A 19249-nucleotide genomic window follows, 5' to 3' on the forward strand; every position below is an offset into this window, starting at 1 on the left:
GGAGGATGAGATGGGTCAAGAATGGCTTTGGGATTATCGTATTTTGTCAATCATTGCGGTTTTCATCATTTCATTATTAATTGTTTTTTTATTTCGAAGTAAAAAGAAAAGATATGATGTCAGAAAAATAACAATGAAGGATATTGATCGAATGACTGGGTATGAATTCGAGAATTATTTATATGTGATGTTGGCAAGTATTGGATTTGAACATACATCCATTACGAAGAGTAGTCGGGATTTTGGCGCGGATCTTATTTTTACGAATCTTGATGGTGAAAAAGTAGTTGTACAAGCAAAGAGGTTATCTAATAAATTAGGGCTCGATTCTGTTCAAGAAATTTATGCTGCAAAAGCCTACTATGAAGCAGATATTGCTCTTGTAATGACAAATACAGATCATGTGTCATTACCTTGTAAAAGGCTAGCTAGTGCGACAGGTGTAAAAATTATAAGTAGAGATCAGCTTCAAAAGTTTGTATATGAAGGGAAAAAGGGCAGGATTGATGAAGTGCAGGAGATTATGAATCAAGCGGATGAATATGTAGCATATTGCGCGGATGAAAGTATTGAAAGGATAGAACATAGAAGAGGAATGATTGAAGCAGGTGATTATTACATGAAATTGTAGCTATGGAATGGTGTTATCATAATAGATATCAACCAAGCCCTCCATTACATAAGTTATATGAGGAGGGATGTTTATGCTAAAAGTAATTGATTGGCAGCTCGTTATCTTTGTTGGGGGATCTCTGATTCAAGAATGTCATCCTTTACGTATACCGCGAATGTATTATTTTCGATGAGGCTTTATAAAAGTGTTTAGAAAAAAACTAAAGCCAAACGCGGAAAGTGTTTGCCTGAAGCGGCGATCAGAGAGAGAGGATCGCTCGCATGTTTGATATTTTCTTTAGAAAGGAACACTTTACTTATGTTCAACCTCATCAAGATAGACCATTTTATTCTCTAAAAAAGGAAATCTATGCTTGTATGTTGAATAGTAACTATTGACCTGATAACGTAAAAATCATTAAATGTAAGTAGAGTGTTTTATATTTTGGAAGGAAGTGTAAGGATGAGTTTTCAATTTGATGAAGTCATTGATCGACGTGGTACGGACTCAATGAAATGGGACATGACAAAGCAACGGTTCGGTGGAGATAATTTATTGCCGTTATGGGTAGCTGATATGGATTTTCGGGCACCTCAAGAAATATTAGATGCCTACATAAAAAAGTGGAGCATGGTATTTTTGGTTACCCTGCTCATTCAGATAGAGTAGATCATGCAGTTGTCAATTGGTTGAAGCGTCGTTATGATTGGGAAATTCAGAAAGATTCAATTATTTATACTGCTGGAATTGTTCCGACGATTAGCTATATTATCCAGGCTTTTACCGATCTGGAAGATGAAGTGATTATTCAAACTCCAGTCTATTACCCTTTCTATGATGTAGTGAACAAGAACAATCGTAAGCTTGTGAGAAACCCTTTATCTTTTGATGGTAATACGTATACAATGGACTTAGAACATTTGGAATCGGTTATAAATGATCGAACAAAGATGATTGTTTTATGTCATCCGCACAATCCAGTAGGTAGGGTTTGGACGCGTTCAGAACTAGAAGCACTCGCTTCAATTTGCCAAAAATACGATCTTCTTGTTGTTTCTGATGAAATACATGCAGATTTACTGTTTAAAGGACAACGGCACATTCCGTTTGCGTCATTAAATGAAGATGCTGCACAAAGAACGTTTTCGTGCTTAGCACCTAGTAAAACCTTTAACTTAGCTGGCATTCAAACATCTTATGTTGTTATTGAAAATAAGGACATGCGAAATAAATTAACCCAGCATTTAGCAGCATCATTTGCTAATATGACTAATTCTTTTGCTGAAGTTGCTACAGAAGCTGCTTATAATCACGGTGAGGCCTGGCTTGATGGACTAATGGAGTATGTTGAGGCTAATTACGTTTATATCAAACAATTTATTGCTGAACATATGCCGAAAATGCGTGTGCTTCCATCAGAAGGAACGTATTTAATTTGGATTGATTGCTCTCAATTGCCGTTTACACCACAAGAGAGAAAAAGTTGGTTAATCAATGAAGTCGGGCTAGCGCTAAATCCAGGGTCAATCTTTGGGGAGGAAGGGAACGACTTTGAAAGAATGAATATTGCTTGTCCAAGAGCGACCATTCAAGAAGCTCTTGAAAAGTGGAAGAAATCGTATGATCAGCTATGGAAGAGTTAGAGTTTACTTTTTTAATCGAAGCCTATGAACGTGCAATAGAGTGGGATTTGGATGACATTTTTATCGTTTTATTAAAAGAAGCTATTATTTTGCGCCAACAAGAGGTTGTTCATACTCATTCATTCAGAACTATGTAAGGACCACTATTTTTAGAAAAGAGGTTTTATTCCATGGTAATGAAAAGTCTGTATTTAGAGATGTTAATGGATTTCCAGAAAAAATTAGGTAGGAAATTAACAAACGAGGAGAAATCATTGCTACAGTGGGCTGAAGAAAAAGAGTATGAGGAATTTTATCGAAGAATGAAAAGTTCATAAATGCGCTTAGTAAAGGGTTGTTACGTACAATATTGTATGATTAAGTAGCAACCCTTTTTGCAATCAAGAAGGGGATGAATATGAAAACGTTTAAATTGATTTCATTATGTGTACTTGATGGTAAAAAAGGACAAGTTGAACAGAAAATAGTACCAATTGAAGATGGATTAATTATAAATATGGCTAACCCCCATGCTTGGTATATTGAAGCAATTGTGGATAAAGATCAGGCTAAATATTTTCAAATGATCTATGAGAGAAGGGGAAATATCCTTGTTGATGTTGTGATTACGAGTAAGGATAATCATCCGGCAGCGATGATCACTAATGTTGAATCAGTTACTCCTCTATCAGGACAAATGAGTATTTTGCTAAAGGGTGAATTGGCCTTTAAAAAGGATGATCTATTGGCTGATGTTTTAGAGGACATTGTGAATGAAGGCTTTAAAGGACAAGAGCTACTTGAGGAGTTTGGAAACAGACGGCAAAATTTAATTGAGTATTCGCAAAGAACGCTTGATGAATTGTATCAATCATTGCGTAAAGGTGGTCGCTATTCGTTAGAGTAATGGTGAATAGAATGTGAGAACCTCCCCATACTAAAAAGGTTAATATGCTTGTAGGATGGAGGAACTCATTCATGGAAGAGAAGAAAACGTGGGATATTATATCGATTTCATCGATCCCACTAGTTATGACTTTAGGAAATTCTATGCTGATTCCCGTTCTTCCGCAGATTGAAAGGGAGCTACAAATTTCATCTTTTCAAGTAAGCATGCTTATAACGGTTTATTCGATTGTGGCGATATTATGTATTCCCATTGCCGGATACGTTTCAGATCGAATTGGGCGAAAAAGAGTGATTATTCCAAGTTTAGTTATAACAGCGATAGGTGGTGGTATTTCCGCTTTCGCTAGCTGGAAAATGAATGATCCTTATTCAGTTTTAGTATTCGGCAGGCTTTTACAAGGAATAGGTGCTGCTGGAGCTGCTCCTATTGTCATGCCTCTTGTTGGAGATATGTTTACGGAAGAGAAAGATGTTAGTAGGGGTCTAGGAATTATAGAAACCTCTAATACATTAGGAAAAGTGCTAAGTCCTATTCTAGGGGCTGCTCTAGCACTTATTGTTTGGTATATGCCTTTTTTTGCAATACCAATTTTTTGTTTTATTTCGATCATCGCGTTAAGCTTATTGGTGAAAGAACCAAAGATGAAAGAAAAACCATTAGCTTTTAAAGCGTTTATTAAAAGCTTGATTCTTATTTTCAAACAAGAGGGTAAATGGCTATATGCTGTTTTTATCATTGGTGGAATTTGCATGTTTGTGCTCTTCGGGGTACTATTTTATTTATCAGATTTATTAGAAAAATCTCATCAGATTGATGGAATAAAGAAAGGAATTATATTAGCAATTCCATTAGCGGCGCTTTGCTGTGCATCATTTGCAACCGGGAAAGTGATCGGACAAGATAAACAAAAAATGAAATGGATGACGGTGTTTGGAGTTAGTTTATTAACGGTTGCTTTATTTACGATGTCATTTTCTCAAGATATTTATTTATTGTTAACAGCTTTATTAGTAAGTGGAGTAGGTATTGGCATTGCTCTTCCTAGTTTAGATGCCCTAGTAACGGAAGGGATAGAGATGGCTCAGCGAGGCTCGATTACTTCACTTTATAGTAGTATGCGTTTTGTAGGAGTCGCTTTAGGTCCGCCCATTTTCTCTATTTTAATGAAAACCACACATGTTTTCACGTTCTTACTCAATGCTGGGATTTGTATACTTGCATTAATTGTCGCACTGCTAATGATTAAACCTGAACAAAAAATAAATATTACGTGGGATTGAAGAATGGGTGTTACTTACAGTGAGATGAAATTTTATGAAGAATCAGAATCTATAAGTGCAATCAATTAAGAAAGTATAAAATTCGAGGAAGACATGTGGGAAAAGACGCTGTCGCGTTTTTCTTAACCGATATTTAAAGAAAAACTGCATTTGCAGTTTTTTTTCTGTATTAGACGTGATAAAATGCGATGGAAACGAAGAACACCGTATTTTTAGTGGAAGGTGGTAACGTGGAGCATGATTCAATGTATGGATCAAAATGGATGTCTCGTTCAATTACGACTTGGTGAAGACTTTATCGTTGAACCTGAACATGTTTTGGTCTTTTGTCGATTTGAACAAGAATGGTTAGTAACGAACCATTGCAATAGAGGGTTAGAATTTCCAGGTGGTAAGAAGGAAAGAGGAGAATCACTTGAAGAAGCAGCATTTCGTGAGGTATGGGAAGAAACGGGTGCTATCTTATCTCAACTAAAGTATTGCGGATTTTATGTTGTTAATGAGATTGATCATGAATTTCATAAAGCTATTTTCTTTGCTGAAGTTATAGATGTTGAACAAAAGGAGGATTATGGCGAAACGACAGGACCGGTTTTAGTAAAGCAATTTCCCAAGACTATTAAACATGACAATCGATACAGTTTTATTATGAAGGATGATGTGCTTCCGGCTACACTAAGTTGGTTAAAGAGGGAAGGCTTGATAACATGATTATAAGTCAGACGAGTTTGAAATCTCCTCATTCTGCTATTGAGCTTTCGGAAATAACATATTGTAGTCAAGAATTACGTGTGAAGGCTTATTTAGCTATTCCTCGTAATCAGAACAAGCTTCCAGGTTTACTTTATTTACGTGGTGGCATTAAACGTGTCGGTATGGTTAGGATCGAACGTATCATCCAATGGGCTTCAGAGGGAATGGTCGTAATGGCGCCATTTTATCGTGGTAACTTTGGTGGGGAAGGCAGAGAAGATTTTTGCGGAGAGGATCGTCAAGATGCGATTTCAGCATATGATGTTTTAGAATCGTTAGATACAGTTGATCGCCATTCTATTCATATTGTAGGCTTTTCAAGAGGTGGTGCAATGGCATTATTAACGGGAATGGAGCGAACGAATGCGAAAACGATTACGTGCTGGAATGGTGTTTCAGATATGAAGCTAACATATGAAGAACGTGTTGATCTAAGAAGAATGATGAAACGTGTTGTTGGAGGAACTCCGACTAAATATCCAGAGAGATATGAATGGAGAACTCCGTTAGGAAAGCTGAAACAATTACAATCACCTGTATTAATCATTCATGGCATGTTAGATGAGCATGTATCTGTAGAGCATGCATTTCGCTTAAAAAAAAGCTGTGATCGATTTAAAAAACAAGCTGATATGTGGTTATATCCAACTTTTAAACATCAATTTCCATATGAAGCACAAAAAAAAATTCTTACAAATGCAGCTCAATGGATGAGGCGAGCAATTCATGACTAAATTAGGTTTAGTCATGAATTTTTTATGATATATAGTTGACAGTTTACGATGATGTGCGATATGATATGCCTCGAACGGATACTCTTATCCCGAGTTGGCGGAGGGACAGGCCCGACGAAGCCCAGCAACCATCACTTAATAGCCAAGAGTGAAAAGGTGCTAACCTGCAAGGCATATGCCTTGAACGATAAGAGGCAAAAGGTAAACATTTACACCCTTTTCCTCTTGATAGGAAAAGGGTTTTTTGTTGTATTTGTATGAAAACGCCTTTGGTGAGATACTCTTGAAATGGAAAAGTGATACATCAATCTTATTCATATATTCATGGCACACGTATGTGTATAAAAATGAATGATTTGCTGTTTTTCTTATCGTTTCGTGTAATCTTATGAAAGAGATTCCCTTACTTTTTTTGATGGGAATGAGTGCCGTCTCAAAAAAAGCACATGCTATAAAAGGAAATGTGCGAAGGAGGATATGAAAAGATATGTCAGAATTACAAAGTCGTCGTTTATTTACGTCAGAATCTGTAACAGAAGGTCACCCAGATAAGATTTGTGATCAAATCTCAGATGCCATTTTGGATGAAATTTTGAAAAATGATCCCAATGCACGTGTCGCATGTGAAACAACGGTTACAACCGGACTAGTGTTAGTTGCTGGTGAGATCACAACAAGTACTTATGTTGATATTCCAAAAGTTGTCCGTGAAACGATTAAAGGAATTGGTTACACACGAGCAAAGTACGGTTTTGATGCTGAAACGTGTGCGGTATTAACATCTATAGATGAACAATCTCCTGATATAGCTCAAGCAGTTGATGAAGCTCTAGAGGCACGTGAAGGTAATATGACAGATGAGGAAATTGAAGCAATTGGGGCTGGGGATCAAGGCTTAATGTTCGGTTATGCGAATAATGAAACGAGAGAATTAATGCCCTTACCGATTTCACTAAGTCATAAGCTAGCACGACGCTTAACGGAAGTACGAAAGGAAGAAATTCTCCCTTACTTACGTCCTGACGGCAAAACACAAGTGACGGTTGAATATGATGAACATGATCAGCCGGTTCGTGTTGATACGATTGTTATTTCAACACAACATCATCCTGAAGTAACGTTAGAACAGATTCAACGTAACCTTAAGGAATATGTCATTAACCATGTAGTACCAGCGAACTTAATTGACGAGAAGACAAAGTATTTCATTAATCCAACAGGGCGCTTTGTTATCGGTGGTCCACAAGGGGATGCAGGTTTAACAGGACGAAAAATTATTGTCGATACATACGGTGGTTATGCCCGTCACGGTGGTGGTGCATTTTCTGGAAAAGATGCAACAAAAGTTGATCGCTCTGGTGCGTATGCAGCGAGATATGTTGCAAAAAATATTGTAGCGGCTGGCCTTGCTGATAAATGCGAAGTACAATTAGCATATGCGATTGGAGTGGCTCAGCCTGTGTCAATTTCAATTAATACGTTTGGAACAGGAAAAGTTGTTGAGGAAACACTTGTTTCACTTGTAAGAAATAATTTTGATCTACGTCCTGCAGGTATTATTAAAATGCTTGACCTCCGTCGTCCTATTTACAAGCAAACGGCAGCATATGGACATTTTGGACGTACTGATGTCGAGTTACCATGGGAATTAACGGATAAGGCAGAATTGTTAAAAGCTCAAGCGGATATATAATAGAATTGGTTCAGGTTGGAACATAACTAGCTTTAAGTAATGAGAAAGGTGATTTGAGCGTGCTCAAATTCACCTTTCTATTTTGCGTTTTCGATAGATGGCACTCGTTTTCTCTTCAGAAATCTTCACTCGTACATATTCTTTTCGCTGTTCCCATTAGTAAGGTGTATAGATTTTCTGTGGCCGATCTGTACATGAATAATATCCAGCTTTCCATTGACCGTTTTTCATATAGTCATCTTTCATGAAAGTCACTGAAAAAGTGAAAATCGCATTTTTTCAGTGGACTCGAAAGCGAGTGGCTGAAGCGCAATGGAACGAACCTGTGGCTGGCTACATATTTCCATAAAAATCATGCGGAAGAGCTCCAAAAAATTCCACCGGCTTTTTCATTTCGGAGGAGGGGGTTGTCCCAGACTGTTTAGTTTAATCAGAATTTATAAATGTTGCAGTGAATTCGCAGGTGGTGTTGGTTTCGCTCGTGGATTGCGGATATGTCGCTCCGCTGAGGGGATGACGACGTATGTGAAGGAAAAAAGCAGGATACACTATTGAATAGGAGGTGAAAAAAATGGCACAAGATGTACTTTGTGAAGTGGATAACTGTGTTCATTGGTCTCAAGGGAATAAGTGTGAGGCAGAACGAATTTATGTCGTTAGCCACCGTGAACAAGCGGAGCGTACAGAAGAAACGGACTGTAAAACGTTTAAGCCTCACTAGGAACTATGAAGATGTAAAAATACGTCCATCAAGCCCATGCTAGCTTAATGGGCGTATTTTGTTAACCGTGTTATACCGTTAGTATTGATAATAATAATCAGTTTTATTCATTATTAAGCTAGATGTTTTTTCTTATTGTTTATAAATGAGACACGTTCATATTGCAGGAGCAGCTGATCGAAAATAGCTTCCCATGATTGGGTAAGCGCATAGGAACGAGCTTGCTGGGCAAATTGACGTCGTTTATTAGGATGTTGAATTAAGTCAGTTATAGCGTTAATAAAGCTTGTAGGAGATTTTGCTTCACAAACTTTCCCTGTTTTATTATGTTCAACGATTTCCCTTACCCCTCCTTGATTCGATACAATCGCTGGTGTTCCTGAAGCAAGTGATTCTAAGACGACATTTCCGAAGGTTTCGGTAGTAGAAGGGAAAATAAATAAGTCAGCGCTCGCATAAACAGCAGCAAGTTCTTCTCCTTGTAAATATCCCGTAAATGTAACAGGTTCATTATTAAACTCTTCCTGCATTTCAGATAGGAGTGGTCCGTCCCCTACGATGACCCATTCGATATGTCTTTTCATTTCATGAGGAAGTTGTTTAATAATTTTTCGCAATGTCGCCATGTCTTTTTCTGGAGCAACCCTGCCAACGTATATAAGTGTATATTTGTTTTTCGAGGTGGAGGTCTTTTGCTTGCTCGGGTGATATAATGAACAATCAACTCCTCGTTTCCATAAATCCACTGAAGTAAACCCTTTATTGAGAAGATGTTCCTTCGTTTCAAGTGATGGTACGAAGGTTTTCTCAAAGCTTGAATAAAACCATTTCATATATTTCCAAAGCATATCTGACATAAATAATAATTTATAATAGCGTAAATAGTGGTCAAAGTGTGTGTGGTAAGAACCAACCATTGGAATGTGATACTTCTTACCATAATAAAGACCTGTTAATCCAATGTTAAATGGAGTTGTAATGTGAATAAGATCTGGTTTAAATGTTTCAAGACGTTGTCTTAATTTAATGATGTTCGGAACCGCTAGTCTGCATTCAGGATACAGAAAAAAAGGGAAGCTTGTAAAAGCATGGATATTACTTGCGAATGGATTCTCTTGTTCAATAGATTCAGGAACAAATAGTTGATAAGGAATTCCTCTCCGCTCAAGATGATTGACAAATCGATGTAATGTACGTGCAACTCCATTGACTTGAGGGATATACGTATCTGTGAATAATGATACTCGCATTAAACTCCTCCTTAATCAAACTTACATAATAGGTAAATACATCATTAGTATATAACTTACAAATGCTGATACCGTACCGAGAGTTGCTCCAGCTAAAACATCAGAGGGATAATGAAGTCCAAGAACAATTCTTGATAATCCGACAAGTACTGCCGCAAGGAACAGTGGAAGAATTAATATTGGATAAGAAATCATGAATGGTACTAAGATCGCAAAGATAGCTGTTGTATGTCCTGATGGAAAGGAATGATCTTTAAAAGGATTATCAACGACTGTTACATTTGGTAGTACTAAATATGGGCGGTTTCTTGGAACCCTCTTTTTAATCAAGCTCACAACTGTATGGCTTACAATTAAAGCAAGTAAGGCAGTCCAACCCGTTCTTTGTAAGGCCCCTGATGCAAAGATGCTTAAACTTAATGAAAAAAGAATGGTAAAGCTTGCTCCACCGAAGTGGGTCACATATTTCATAGTGGAGGTTAAATAGTTTTGTTGATTAAAAAAGTGGAAAAAAGAACAATCCGTTTCATATAAACGTTGTCGATACAAATAGGACTCCTCCCTTGTGGTTGGCTGATTCGATTGTCACTTACACATACTTATAGTTTAAAGGTTGATTATTGAGAGAAAATCAAGAAGATGTAAAAGTTATTTATAGATTGTGAAAAGGAGGCTGTATAGACACAAAAGGCACGATACAGCCAATATAGGAGCAGTGAATCTGCGAACACGCATTATTTTCTGTAGCTTGCAGTAACGTGGAAGAGTTAGTTGTTATTTTGTGGTTGAGAAAGCTTGTAATGTTGCCCTTTTTCCACGTACTCATTCCGAATTCTTGTCATGTCTTGAATATCTTCCTCAGTCAAATCACGGATCACTTTGGCTGGTCTTCCGAACGCTAACGTATTGGCAGGGATCACTTTACCTTGAGGGACTAAGCTGCCTGCACCGATAAAAGCCCCTTCTCCTATTTCCGCTCCATCGAGAATAATGGAGCCCATTCCAATTAATGCTTTTTGACGAATCGTACAGCTATGAAGCATACATTGATGGCCGATGGTTGCATCATCTTCAATGATTAACGGATAAGCAGGGCTTTGATGTAACATCGATTGATCTTGAATGTTGACTCGCTTTCCTATGATCGTAGGTGACACATCTCCTCTTATTACTGTATGAAACCAAATACTTGTTAGATCACCAATTGTTACATCACCTGAAACAACAACCCCATCAGCTAAGTACACACTATCAGCAATTTGGGGCACTTTTCCTTCATAAGGATAAATCAATAGTATCAACTCCTTTTCGTTTGTAAGAAAAATCGCTATACTTATTGTAACGTAAAGTCATGTTACGATGTCTAACTTTCTACAGACACGCAAAGGAGGCTACATCATGTGGAAATGGGAAGTGGAAGAGCCGAGAGGAACGGTTGTCGTTGTTCATGGGGCTGGAGAGCATCATGCACGCTATGAATGGTTAGCTGAGCGCTTTAATGAACATGGATTTGATGTCATAATGGGTGATTTACCAGGTCAAGGTCGAACGCGTGGTAAAAGAGGACATATCCCATCTTTTGATTATTATTTAGATACAGTGGAAGAGTGGATAGAGGAGGCGAAAGCTTCTCAAATGCCAATTATCTTATTCGGACATAGTATGGGCGGTTTAATTGTCATTAGAACGTTGATGGAACGAAAGCCAACAATGATTCATGGTGTGATTTTGTCATCACCATGCTTAGGATTAACAGCGCCTCCACCTAAAATGAAAGAGCTAAGTACTAAGCTACTACATCGGGTTATTCCGACATTTAGTGCTGACTCAGGTTTGAAGACAGAGCATTTAACGAGAAATGAAGAGATTCGTGAACGCTATTCACGTGATGAGCTTCGTGTCAAAAAAGTTTCTGTAAGGTGGTATCAAGAATTGATGAAAGCGATGAGACTCGCTCATCGTTACCCAGAGAAATTTCCAGATATACCTTTGATGGTCTTACAATCAGGTGAGGATTATGTTGTAAATAAGGAAGAGGTTCGAGCTTGGTTTGATTTGTTACTAACTCAAGAAAAGTATTATAAGGAGTGGGAAGGCTTGTATCATGAATTGTTTAATGAGCCTGAGAGAAAGCAAGTGTTTCGTCATGCGATTGGTTTTGTGAATCTTTTATTACCTTAATCACACTTGTATTGAGCCTTTTCAATCTGTGTGCTACTGTATGTAAGGACGAACGATGAACAATTAAAGTTATAGAGAAAGAAGGGGGAGATCATTTTTTGAGAGTGCCTACAAAACCAATTCCACTGCTATATCGTATATACCGCCGCGTTTTACCTACTGTTCATACCTATTATGATCAGTGGAAAGAGCGTGCAAAAGATATTCCTAATGATGAACTGAGAGCTCAAGCATTAGATGCATTAGATCGAAAAGGATTTCATTGTGAAGGAGGAGGAGTGTTTGGCCTCCTTGCTGATCAAGATTTGTTTGAAGAGTTTATTCAATTTATGATTGCTTATCAATTGATGTGCGATTATCTAGATAATTTATGTGATCAAAGTCCGGCACTTGATCCAAATGATTTTAGACAATTACATCAAGCGTTATTAGATGGATTAACTCCAGGGGCAAAAGATTGTGATTATTATACCTATCATCAGGAGAGTGATGACGGTGGTTATTTAAGAGAGCTAGTTGAAACCTGTCAACGACTAGTCCAATCATTCCCTTCATTTGACATTGCACAGCCTTATATGCTCATGTTAAGTCGCTTATATGGTGATTTGCAAGTACATAAACATGTTATTAAAGAAGAGAGGATTCCAAGGCTGGAAAGTTGGTTTTCGAAGCACCAGCATGCTGTACCGACTATGACTTGGTATGAGTTTTCGGCATGTACAGGATCAACGTTAGGGTTGTATACACTTGCGGCATATGCAACGAGAGAAGGGTTAACGGATCAAATTGCTAAAGAATTGAAGGATGGTTATTTCCCTTGGTTTCAGGGTGTTCATATATTACTCGATTATTTCATCGACCAAGAAGAAGATATAGCCGATGATGAATTAAACTTTTTGTTTTATTACGAGAATGACGATGAGATGATCGAACGTTTTACGTATTTTTTTGATCAGGCTGAGCATACCGTTCGCTCGTTACCTGATGGGGCGTTTCATCGGATGATTTTAAAAGGTGTTATTGCTATTTACCTTGCTGATGAGAAAGTTCAAACAAATAAGCAGCTAAAAGCACAGTCGAAACAAATGATTAAAATGGGAGGTTGGCCTTCGCTTATTTTTTATTTGAACAACTGGATGATGAGGCGATAAATGAATGATTTGAAAGCACAAGAAAGGCAGTGAACAAAACTTTAATGATATCCTTGTAAACAAAATGAGTGCCATCTATCGAAAACGCAAAATCGATGTGGAACCAGTTTTTGGATATTTGAAGGCTAATTGGCGTTTCACTCGATTTTCCGTATGAGGAAAATCAAAGGTGAAAACGAATGGGTCTCGCGTTAATGGCGGTGAACTTAAGAAAGTTCACCGCCATTAACTAAGAAAAGAGAATAAATTATACATAAAATAGAGACGCTAGTTATGTCCCAGCCGCTTTCATTTTAAAGTTTATAGCCACTGCTTACAAGGTCGAGTTTTCCTGTTTCAGGATGAATAACAAGTCCGTGGACTGGAACATCGTCAGGCATTAGAGGGTGCTTTCGGACCATACTTACACTATGCTCAACACTCTCTTCTACACTTTGAAAACCAGTTAAGAATTGGTCAATATCAACCCCGACAAATTCTAAATCTTTAATTGAGTCCATATTCACACCACGAGATTCGGCCAGATCTAGAATATTAGATGACTCTAAACCTGCCATCCCGCATTGGTGATGACCGATGATCATTACTTCATCTGCTTTAAGTGCGTAAAGGGCTACTAAAATACTTCTCATCACACTTCCAAAAGGGTGTGAAATAACAGCGCCGGCATTTTTAATGACTTTAGCGTCACCTTGTTTAATGTTCATCGCTGCAGGTAATAAATCATGAAGCCTCGTATCCATACATGTTAAAATAACTAATTTCTTATCTGGGAACTTTGTCGTTTCATACTTTTTATATTGTTCAGAGGCTACAAACTGTTCATTATGATCTAAAATAGTTTTTAATAAGCTCACTTGCATCCACTCCTTTTTTGTTTAACAGCCATGATCTGTTCTTCCTATTATTTTTGACAGTCTGTCCATTTGTCAAGGTTATCTTTTTTCAATACCGATGACATATGGAGGGTTATTCACTTGGTTCAAAAATTGATATTTAAGGACATGGGCTGTTTTCTGGTTAATTTGCGTTACGTATGATTCAATCGTTTCCTTTTCTTTTTTTCCTTCTTGGTGACCATGATAAATCACTAATACGATCGTCCCCCCTTGAGGCATGTTTTGTAACAATTGTTGAATTGCCTTAATTGTGGTTGTCCCTTGTGTGACGATGCTTTTATCTCCACCTGGTAAGTAGCCTAAATTAAAAATAGCCGCTTTGACTTTGCTTAAGTGATCAGCAGGAAGTTTCGTTGCGAACTGTTCATGACCACATTGGAAGAGAGTAACTTGATGAAGTTGCTCTTTACGTAACCGCTGCTTCGTTTTGTTGATGGCTTCTTCTTGAATATCAAATCCATAAACATGCCCACTTGCTTCAACTAGTTGAGCAAGAAATACAGTATCATGCCCATTGCCGACTGTACAATCAATGGCAATATCGCCTTTTTCTAATGTGTTTTCTAGAAGTGTTCGAGCAAAGGGAAGGATTCCTTGTACATTCATTGCTGAAGCTCCTTTTCTATTTGATAATATTTACCTTGCCAACTATTTCGATTTGTTAATTCGGACTCGATGGCATTTAAGACCTTCCACTTATTTAAGCTCCACATCGGTCCTATCATTAAGTCGGCAGGACCATCGCCAGTTAAACGGTGCACAATCATATCTGGTGGAAGGATTTCTAATTGATCAACGACTAGGCGAATATATGAATCAAAGTCCATTAATTCGACTAAACCTTTTTCATATTGTTTAACCATCGGTGTACGTTTTAATAAATGAAGTAAATGAATTTTTATTCCTTGTACATTTAAATGTGCCACTTCTTTAGCTGTTTGCAGCATCATGTCTTCGGTCTCCAAAGGAAGACCATTGATGATATGACTACATACTCGTATTCCATGCTTCCGTAGCTTTTCAACGCCTTCCTTATAGCATTGAAAATCGTGGGCACGATTAATGATTGTTGCGGTTTTCTCATGGACCGTTTGTAATCCTAATTCGACCCATAAAAACGTCCTCTCGTTTAAATCAGCTAAGTAATCCACGACGTCATCTGGAAGGCAATCGGGCCTTGTAGCAATGGACAGCCCTACAACCCCTTTTTGTTCAACAATTGTTTCAAAGTATTTTTTTAATGTATCAACAGGAGCATATGTATTGGTGTACGCCTGGAAATAGCCAATATATTTTCCTGACTTCCACTTTTGATGCATTTTTTCTTTAATTGAATGGAATTGAGTAACTAAATCATCACGCCTATCACCTGCAAAATCGCCAGAACCACGTTCACTACAAAAGGTACAGCCTCCAAAAGCCACATTGCCGTCACGGTTCGGACAGTCAAATCCAGCATCTAAGGGGATTTTAAATACTTTTTCACCAAATTGTTGCTTTAAATAATGATTCCATGAATAAAATCGTTTATCGCCAAAGTGGCTCGGCTTAACTTGATTAATGCTCATACGAAACTCCTTTAATCAACAAAGTAAATGATCAGGCAGGTGGAAAAGTTTAGTATTAACCTTTTTCTATGACCTCAATGATCAGTTTTTTTACTAACTTCTTAAATAGTTTATCATGAGCGGTTCATGTTTCAAATGCTTATTGAATGATCAATGACATTAAAGCAATCTGCTAGCTTGACAGCACGACTATGAATTCATACAATACTAGTAAGTTCATAATGGAAGAATGTCGAGAAGGAGTAGTAGCGTGATTTGGGAACAAAGAGAGCTGACGGTTGGTGCGAGTCAGTCGAACAATGATCGTGAACTTACCTTGGAGTTTTTGAAATAGGGTATATATAACCGTTTCAACGGGTTACGTCCGTTATACGTTTTGAGCGAATGAATTTATGTATTCATTAATGTGGGTGGTACCGCGGGATAATAACTCTCGTCCCTAACGTCTGTTAGGGGTGGGGGTTTTTTTAGAAGATTAGAACTTGTTAGGTGCTGGGCTATGAAAAACTTATGCGTGTAAAGGCTTTGAATCGTAGTGTTATTTTAGATACAGGAGGAACAAAGATGGCATTTTCACATGAGGAAATTGAACGTAAGTGGCAAACGTATTGGGAAGAACATAAAACGTTCCGAACGAATGAAGAAAAGGGGAACGATAAACCTAAATTTTATGCATTAGATATGTTTCCGTATCCTTCGGGAGCAGGTCTTCACGTTGGCCATCCAGAGGGCTATACGGCTACAGATATATTATCACGTATGAAGCGTATGCAAGGATATCAAGTGCTTCATCCAATGGGATGGGATGCGTTTGGTTTACCAGCTGAGCAGTATGCTTTGGATACAGGAAATGATCCTGCGGAATTCACAAAACAGAATATTGATAATTTTCGTAGACAAATTAAAGCTCTTGGATTTTCATATGATTGGGATCGAGAAGTGAACACAACGGATCCGGATTATTATAAATGGACGCAGTGGATCTTTACGAAGCTGTATGAAAAAGGATTAGCCTATATTGATGAGGTTGCTGTGAACTGGTGCCCAGCACTTGGCACCGTGTTAGCAAATGAAGAAGTGATTGATGGGAAAAGTGAGCGAGGCGATCATCCGGTTGAACGGCGCCCAATGAAGCAATGGATGCTGAAGATTACGGCGTATGCTGATCGATTATTAGAAGATTTAGAAGAGTTGGATTGGCCTGAAAGCATTAAAGATATGCAACGCAATTGGATTGGACGTTCTGAAGGTGCTGAGGTCGTCTTTGCTGTTGACGGACATGTAGATCAAGAAGTTAAGGTGTTTACGACACGACCAGACACTTTGTTTGGAGCGACGTATATGGTTCTTGCACCGGAGCATAAGCTTGTATCACTTGTTACAACAGATGAGCAGAAGTCGGCAGTAGAAGAATATAAACAACTGGTAGCAGCAAAGAGCGATCTTGAACGAACAGAGCTATCAAAAGAAAAAACAGGCGTTTTTACTGGGGCATTTGCGATTAATCCGGTTAATGGTACGAAGGTTCCTATTTGGATTGCTGACTATGTATTAGCAAGCTATGGAACAGGAGCAATTATGGCCGTTCCTGCTCATGATGAACGAGATTATGAATTTGCGAAGACATTTGATTTACCGATCCAAGAAGTAGTTGCTGGTGGGAATGTGGAGAAAGAGGCATATACTGGAGATGGTGAGCATGTTAATTCCGAATTCCTAAATGGCCTCGGTAAAGAAGAAGCAATTAAGCAAATGATCACATGGTTAGAAGCAAATGAGTATGGAAAAAAGCAAGTAACGTATCGTTTACGTGATTGGCTATTTAGTCGTCAACGTTATTGGGGGGAGCCGATTCCTGTTATACATTGGGAAGATGGGACAATGACAACTGTTCCGGAAGAAGAGCTTCCTTTAGTGTTACCAAAAATGAAGGAAATTCGTCCTTCTGGAACAGGTGAATCTCCTCTTGCCAATGAAAAAAGCTGGTTAGAGGTAACTGACCCTACAACAGGTAAAAAGGGGCGACGTGAAACAAATACAATGCCACAATGGGCGGGAAGCTGCTGGTATTATTTACGCTATATAGATCCACAGAATGACCAAATGCTTGCTGATAAGGAAAAGCTAGAGAAATGGTTACCTGTTGATATTTATATAGGTGGAGCGGAGCATGCGGTACTGCATTTATTGTACGCTCGTTTCTGGCATAAATTTCTTTATGATATCGGTGTCGTTTCGACGAAGGAGCCATTCCAAAAGCTATTTAATCAAGGGATGATCCTCGGTGAAAACAATGAGAAGATGAGTAAATCAAAAGGAAATGTTGTTAATCCCGATGATGTAGTAGAGAGTCATGGTGCTGATACCCTTCGCTTATATGAAATGTTTATGGGACCGTTAGATGGATCAATTGCGTGGTCAACGAACGGGTTAGATGGTGCGCGTCGTTTCTTAGATCGTATTTGGCGTTTATATGTAAATGACGAAACAGGTGAGCTTAGCGATAAAATCCAAGCATCAAAAGGTGAAGAAGCGTTCATCCGGGCATATCATCAAACGGTGAAGAAAGTAACAGAGGATATGAGTGAGCTACGCTTTAATGTAGCAATTTCTCAAATGATGGTGTTCATTAATGAAGCCTACAAGCAAGACCGTCTTCCGAGTGATTTAATGGAGGGCTTTGTGAAAATGATTGCACCGATTACGCCACATTTAGCAGAAGAGCTTTGGGAGAAGTTAGGGCATGTAGAAACAATTGCTTATGAACAGTGGCCATCTTATGACGAAGCGTTTTTAGTGGAAAATGAAATCGAAGTCGTTGCTCAAATAAATGGAAAAGTTCGTGCTAAACTTGTTATTCCTGCAAATGCATCTCGTGAACAAATGCAAGAATTAGCTTTAGCTGATGAAAAGATTACAGCAGCGATTGGCGATAAGTCTGTTCGCAAAGTGATCGCTGTACCTGGTAAGCTTGTAAATATTGTTGTTGGATAAATGTGAGATAGTTTTCTTATCAAAGACCATTCTGGATTGTTAAGCCGGAATGGTCTTTGAATATTGAGAGATTAACGGTTGTGGATATGTGCATAAGATAATAAAATTTCTGTGTATAATGTGGATATTAACTGTGAATAATTTGTTCTGCAGCGGATTTCCCTGCTGTATAACCTGTGGAAAAGGCAACAGTAATGTTATAACCTCCTGTGTAGCCGTGGATATCCAGAACTTCACCACAGAAATACAGTCCGTGCATCTTTTTTGAATGCATCGTTTTTGGTTCTACTTCTTTTATCGAGACCCCTCCACCCGTAACAAACGCTTTCTCAATCGATAGCGTTCCATTTACTTCAAATGAAAAATGCTTGCATTCTCGAGTGAATGCTCTCAACTCATCATGAGCGATCATTTGGCTTTCAGCATTCAAGTCAATGTTACTTCGCTCAAGTAGAAAATGGAGCATACGTTCACTAAGAAACCCTTTTAACACATTTTTAACCGTTTTTTTCGGAGTAGCTTGCATTCGTTTCAGAACGATTTGAAATAAAGCTTCTTGAGATTCGTTAGGAAAAAAATCAATTTCCATTTTAATGGACGATGATTTTCCTTTTTTTAGTTCCTTTACGACATATTGGCTACATCGCAATGCGGCTGGCCCAGATAGACCGAAATGTGTGAAAATCATATCACCATCATGTGTTTTTATTTTCTTTCCTTTATGGTTAAAGACAGAAAGGTGAATCTCTCGTAAGGATAAGCCTTGTAGTGTTTTATTTTTAATAAATCGTTCATTAGAAGTAATGGGGACCTCTGTCGGATATAGGTCGGTGATCGTATGACCAGCTTTCGTTGCCCAAGGGTAACCATCTCCTGTAGA

General features: G+C 38.2%; 21 protein-coding genes, 1 pseudogene, 1 riboswitch and 1 other annotated feature. Of the genes and pseudogenes, 15 read left to right on the forward strand and 7 right to left on the reverse strand.

Annotation, left to right across the window (positions count from 1 at the left end; all coding sequences use genetic code 11):
• Positions 1-10: 10 nt before the first annotated feature.
• The 11 genes from JCM9152_RS17625 (at position 11) to JCM9152_RS22070 (ending at position 8326) form a co-directional block, all read left to right on the forward strand.
• Positions 11-631, forward strand: a complete 621-nt coding sequence (locus JCM9152_RS17625) for a restriction endonuclease (protein ID WP_035346650.1) — start codon at positions 11-13, stop codon at positions 629-631.
• A gap of 444 nt (positions 632-1075) precedes the next feature.
• Positions 1076-1282 carry a hypothetical protein gene (locus tag JCM9152_RS23495; protein ID WP_235715751.1) on the forward strand — a complete coding sequence of 69 codons (207 nt, stop codon included), beginning with the start codon at positions 1076-1078 and terminating at the stop codon, positions 1280-1282.
• The gene (locus tag JCM9152_RS17630) at positions 1237-2256 is read left to right on the forward strand and encodes a MalY/PatB family protein (RefSeq protein WP_235715752.1); all 1020 of its coding nucleotides are present in this window, start codon (positions 1237-1239) and stop codon (positions 2254-2256) included. Before JCM9152_RS23495 ends, JCM9152_RS17630 begins: the two co-directional genes overlap by 46 nt.
• Positions 2244-2393 (forward strand): sporulation histidine kinase inhibitor Sda, encoded by a 150-nt coding sequence (sda, locus tag JCM9152_RS22065; RefSeq protein ID WP_081728099.1) that lies wholly within the window; start codon positions 2244-2246, stop codon positions 2391-2393. Before JCM9152_RS17630 ends, sda begins: the two co-directional genes overlap by 13 nt.
• 33 nt (positions 2394-2426) lie before the next feature.
• Positions 2427-2573, forward strand: coding sequence for a hypothetical protein (locus JCM9152_RS22715; protein WP_156315004.1), 147 nt, complete (start codon positions 2427-2429; stop codon positions 2571-2573).
• A gap of 80 nt (positions 2574-2653) precedes the next feature.
• The gene (locus JCM9152_RS17635) at positions 2654-3142 is read left to right on the forward strand and encodes a YwpF family protein (protein ID WP_035346651.1); all 489 of its coding nucleotides are present in this window, start codon (positions 2654-2656) and stop codon (positions 3140-3142) included.
• A gap of 71 nt (positions 3143-3213) precedes the next feature.
• Positions 3214-4425: a bacillibactin exporter BcbE gene (gene bcbE, locus JCM9152_RS17640; protein ID WP_035346652.1), complete on the forward strand. Its 1212-nt coding sequence runs from the start codon at positions 3214-3216 to the stop codon at positions 4423-4425.
• Positions 4426-4662: 237 nt separating this feature from the next.
• Positions 4663-5136: an RNA deprotection pyrophosphohydrolase gene (ytkD, locus tag JCM9152_RS17645; RefSeq protein ID WP_035346653.1), complete on the forward strand. Its 474-nt coding sequence runs from the start codon at positions 4663-4665 to the stop codon at positions 5134-5136.
• Positions 5133-5912, forward strand: a complete 780-nt coding sequence (locus JCM9152_RS17650) for an alpha/beta hydrolase family protein (protein WP_035346655.1) — start codon at positions 5133-5135, stop codon at positions 5910-5912. The genes ytkD and JCM9152_RS17650 overlap by 4 nt, the downstream gene beginning before the upstream one ends.
• 81 nt (positions 5913-5993) lie before the next feature.
• Positions 5994-6106, forward strand: a riboswitch (SAM riboswitch).
• A 293-nt stretch (positions 6107-6399) separates the two neighbouring features.
• Positions 6400-7605: a methionine adenosyltransferase gene (metK, locus tag JCM9152_RS17655; protein WP_035346656.1), complete on the forward strand. Its 1206-nt coding sequence runs from the start codon at positions 6400-6402 to the stop codon at positions 7603-7605.
• 571 nt (positions 7606-8176) lie between these two features.
• Positions 8177-8326, forward strand: coding sequence for a DUF1540 domain-containing protein (locus tag JCM9152_RS22070; RefSeq protein WP_081728101.1), 150 nt, complete (start codon positions 8177-8179; stop codon positions 8324-8326).
• Positions 8327-8439: 113 nt separating this feature from the next.
• Here the strand turns inward: JCM9152_RS22070 and JCM9152_RS17660 are convergent, their stop codons facing one another.
• From JCM9152_RS17660 to JCM9152_RS17670, 3 genes are all read right to left on the reverse strand, one after another.
• A complete protein-coding gene (locus JCM9152_RS17660; protein WP_035346657.1) occupies positions 8440-9576 on the reverse strand; it encodes a glycosyltransferase family 4 protein in 1137 nt (378 codons plus the stop codon).
• Between the two features lie 21 nt (positions 9577-9597).
• Positions 9598-10125 (reverse strand): phosphatase PAP2 family protein, encoded by a 528-nt coding sequence (locus JCM9152_RS17665; protein WP_035346658.1) that lies wholly within the window; start codon positions 10123-10125, stop codon positions 9598-9600.
• A 218-nt stretch (positions 10126-10343) separates the two neighbouring features.
• Complete coding sequence (locus JCM9152_RS17670; RefSeq protein WP_035346660.1) at positions 10344-10868, reverse strand: gamma carbonic anhydrase; 525 nt, start codon at positions 10866-10868, stop codon at positions 10344-10346.
• Positions 10869-10974: 106 nt separating this feature from the next.
• Between JCM9152_RS17670 and JCM9152_RS17675 the strand changes: the two genes are divergently transcribed.
• The 3 genes and pseudogenes from JCM9152_RS17675 to JCM9152_RS22850 form a co-directional block, all read left to right on the forward strand.
• Positions 10975-11757, forward strand: a complete 783-nt coding sequence (locus tag JCM9152_RS17675) for an alpha/beta hydrolase (protein WP_035346661.1) — start codon at positions 10975-10977, stop codon at positions 11755-11757.
• A 104-nt stretch (positions 11758-11861) separates the two neighbouring features.
• Positions 11862-12908 (forward strand): tetraprenyl-beta-curcumene synthase family protein, encoded by a 1047-nt coding sequence (locus tag JCM9152_RS17680; RefSeq protein WP_369384586.1) that lies wholly within the window; start codon positions 11862-11864, stop codon positions 12906-12908.
• A 73-nt stretch (positions 12909-12981) separates the two neighbouring features.
• Positions 12982-13141: pseudogene (locus tag JCM9152_RS22850) on the forward strand (transposase); the annotation flags it as partial.
• Positions 13142-13201: 60 nt separating this feature from the next.
• On the opposite strand, the gene JCM9152_RS17685 reads toward JCM9152_RS22850, so the two are convergent.
• The 3 genes from JCM9152_RS17685 to mnmL all read right to left on the reverse strand — a co-directional run bounded on the left by JCM9152_RS17685 (position 13202) and on the right by mnmL (position 15375).
• A complete protein-coding gene (locus tag JCM9152_RS17685; RefSeq protein WP_035346664.1) occupies positions 13202-13765 on the reverse strand; it encodes a beta-class carbonic anhydrase in 564 nt (187 codons plus the stop codon).
• A 78-nt stretch (positions 13766-13843) separates the two neighbouring features.
• The gene (gene mnmM / locus JCM9152_RS17690) at positions 13844-14413 is read right to left on the reverse strand and encodes a tRNA 5-(aminomethyl)-2-thiouridylate-methyltransferase MnmM (RefSeq protein WP_035346665.1); all 570 of its coding nucleotides are present in this window, start codon (positions 14411-14413) and stop codon (positions 13844-13846) included.
• Positions 14410-15375 (reverse strand): tRNA modification radical SAM protein MnmL/YtqA, encoded by a 966-nt coding sequence (gene mnmL / locus JCM9152_RS17695; protein ID WP_035346666.1) that lies wholly within the window; start codon positions 15373-15375, stop codon positions 14410-14412. The genes mnmM and mnmL overlap by 4 nt, the downstream gene beginning before the upstream one ends.
• 223 nt (positions 15376-15598) lie before the next feature.
• Positions 15599-15819 (forward strand) — a binding site (T-box leader).
• Between the two features lie 120 nt (positions 15820-15939).
• On the opposite strand from mnmL, the gene leuS reads away from it, so the two are divergent.
• On the forward strand, positions 15940-18369 hold the full coding sequence (gene leuS / locus JCM9152_RS17700) for a leucine--tRNA ligase (RefSeq protein ID WP_035346667.1): 2430 nt from the start codon (positions 15940-15942) through the stop codon (positions 18367-18369).
• 127 nt (positions 18370-18496) lie between these two features.
• Here leuS and JCM9152_RS17705 read toward each other — a convergent pair.
• Positions 18497-19249: aminoacetone oxidase family FAD-binding enzyme (locus JCM9152_RS17705; RefSeq protein ID WP_035346668.1), on the reverse strand; the 753-nt coding region annotated here is incomplete at its 5' end.

Source organism: Halalkalibacter hemicellulosilyticusJCM 9152, from assembly GCF_000513115.1.
GTDB lineage: Bacteria > Bacillota > Bacilli > Bacillales > Bacillaceae_D > Halalkalibacter > Halalkalibacter hemicellulosilyticus.

Bases quoted from the DNA above. Each gene is read 5' to 3' on its own strand.
- JCM9152_RS17625 (WP_035346650.1), top strand. From the start codon at position 11: ATGGGTCAAGAATGGCTTTGGGATTATCGTATTTTGTCAATCATTGCG.
- JCM9152_RS23495 (WP_235715751.1), top strand. From the start codon at position 1,076: ATGAGTTTTCAATTTGATGAAGTCATTGATCGACGTGGTACGGACTCA.
- sda (WP_081728099.1), top strand. From the start codon at position 2,244: ATGGAAGAGTTAGAGTTTACTTTTTTAATCGAAGCCTATGAACGTGCA.
- JCM9152_RS22715 (WP_156315004.1), top strand. From the start codon at position 2,427: ATGGTAATGAAAAGTCTGTATTTAGAGATGTTAATGGATTTCCAGAAA.
- JCM9152_RS17635 (WP_035346651.1), top strand. From the start codon at position 2,654: ATGAAAACGTTTAAATTGATTTCATTATGTGTACTTGATGGTAAAAAA.
- bcbE (WP_035346652.1), top strand. From the start codon at position 3,214: ATGGAAGAGAAGAAAACGTGGGATATTATATCGATTTCATCGATCCCA.
- ytkD (WP_035346653.1), top strand. From the start codon at position 4,663: ATGATTCAATGTATGGATCAAAATGGATGTCTCGTTCAATTACGACTT.
- JCM9152_RS17650 (WP_035346655.1), top strand. From the start codon at position 5,133: ATGATTATAAGTCAGACGAGTTTGAAATCTCCTCATTCTGCTATTGAG.
- metK (WP_035346656.1), top strand. From the start codon at position 6,400: ATGTCAGAATTACAAAGTCGTCGTTTATTTACGTCAGAATCTGTAACA.
- JCM9152_RS22070 (WP_081728101.1), top strand. From the start codon at position 8,177: ATGGCACAAGATGTACTTTGTGAAGTGGATAACTGTGTTCATTGGTCT.
- JCM9152_RS17660 (WP_035346657.1), bottom strand. From the start codon at position 9,576: ATGCGAGTATCATTATTCACAGATACGTATATCCCTCAAGTCAATGGA.
- JCM9152_RS17675 (WP_035346661.1), top strand. From the start codon at position 10,975: ATGTGGAAATGGGAAGTGGAAGAGCCGAGAGGAACGGTTGTCGTTGTT.
- mnmM (WP_035346665.1), bottom strand. From the start codon at position 14,413: ATGAATGTACAAGGAATCCTTCCCTTTGCTCGAACACTTCTAGAAAAC.
- mnmL (WP_035346666.1), bottom strand. From the start codon at position 15,375: ATGAGCATTAATCAAGTTAAGCCGAGCCACTTTGGCGATAAACGATTT.
- leuS (WP_035346667.1), top strand. From the start codon at position 15,940: ATGGCATTTTCACATGAGGAAATTGAACGTAAGTGGCAAACGTATTGG.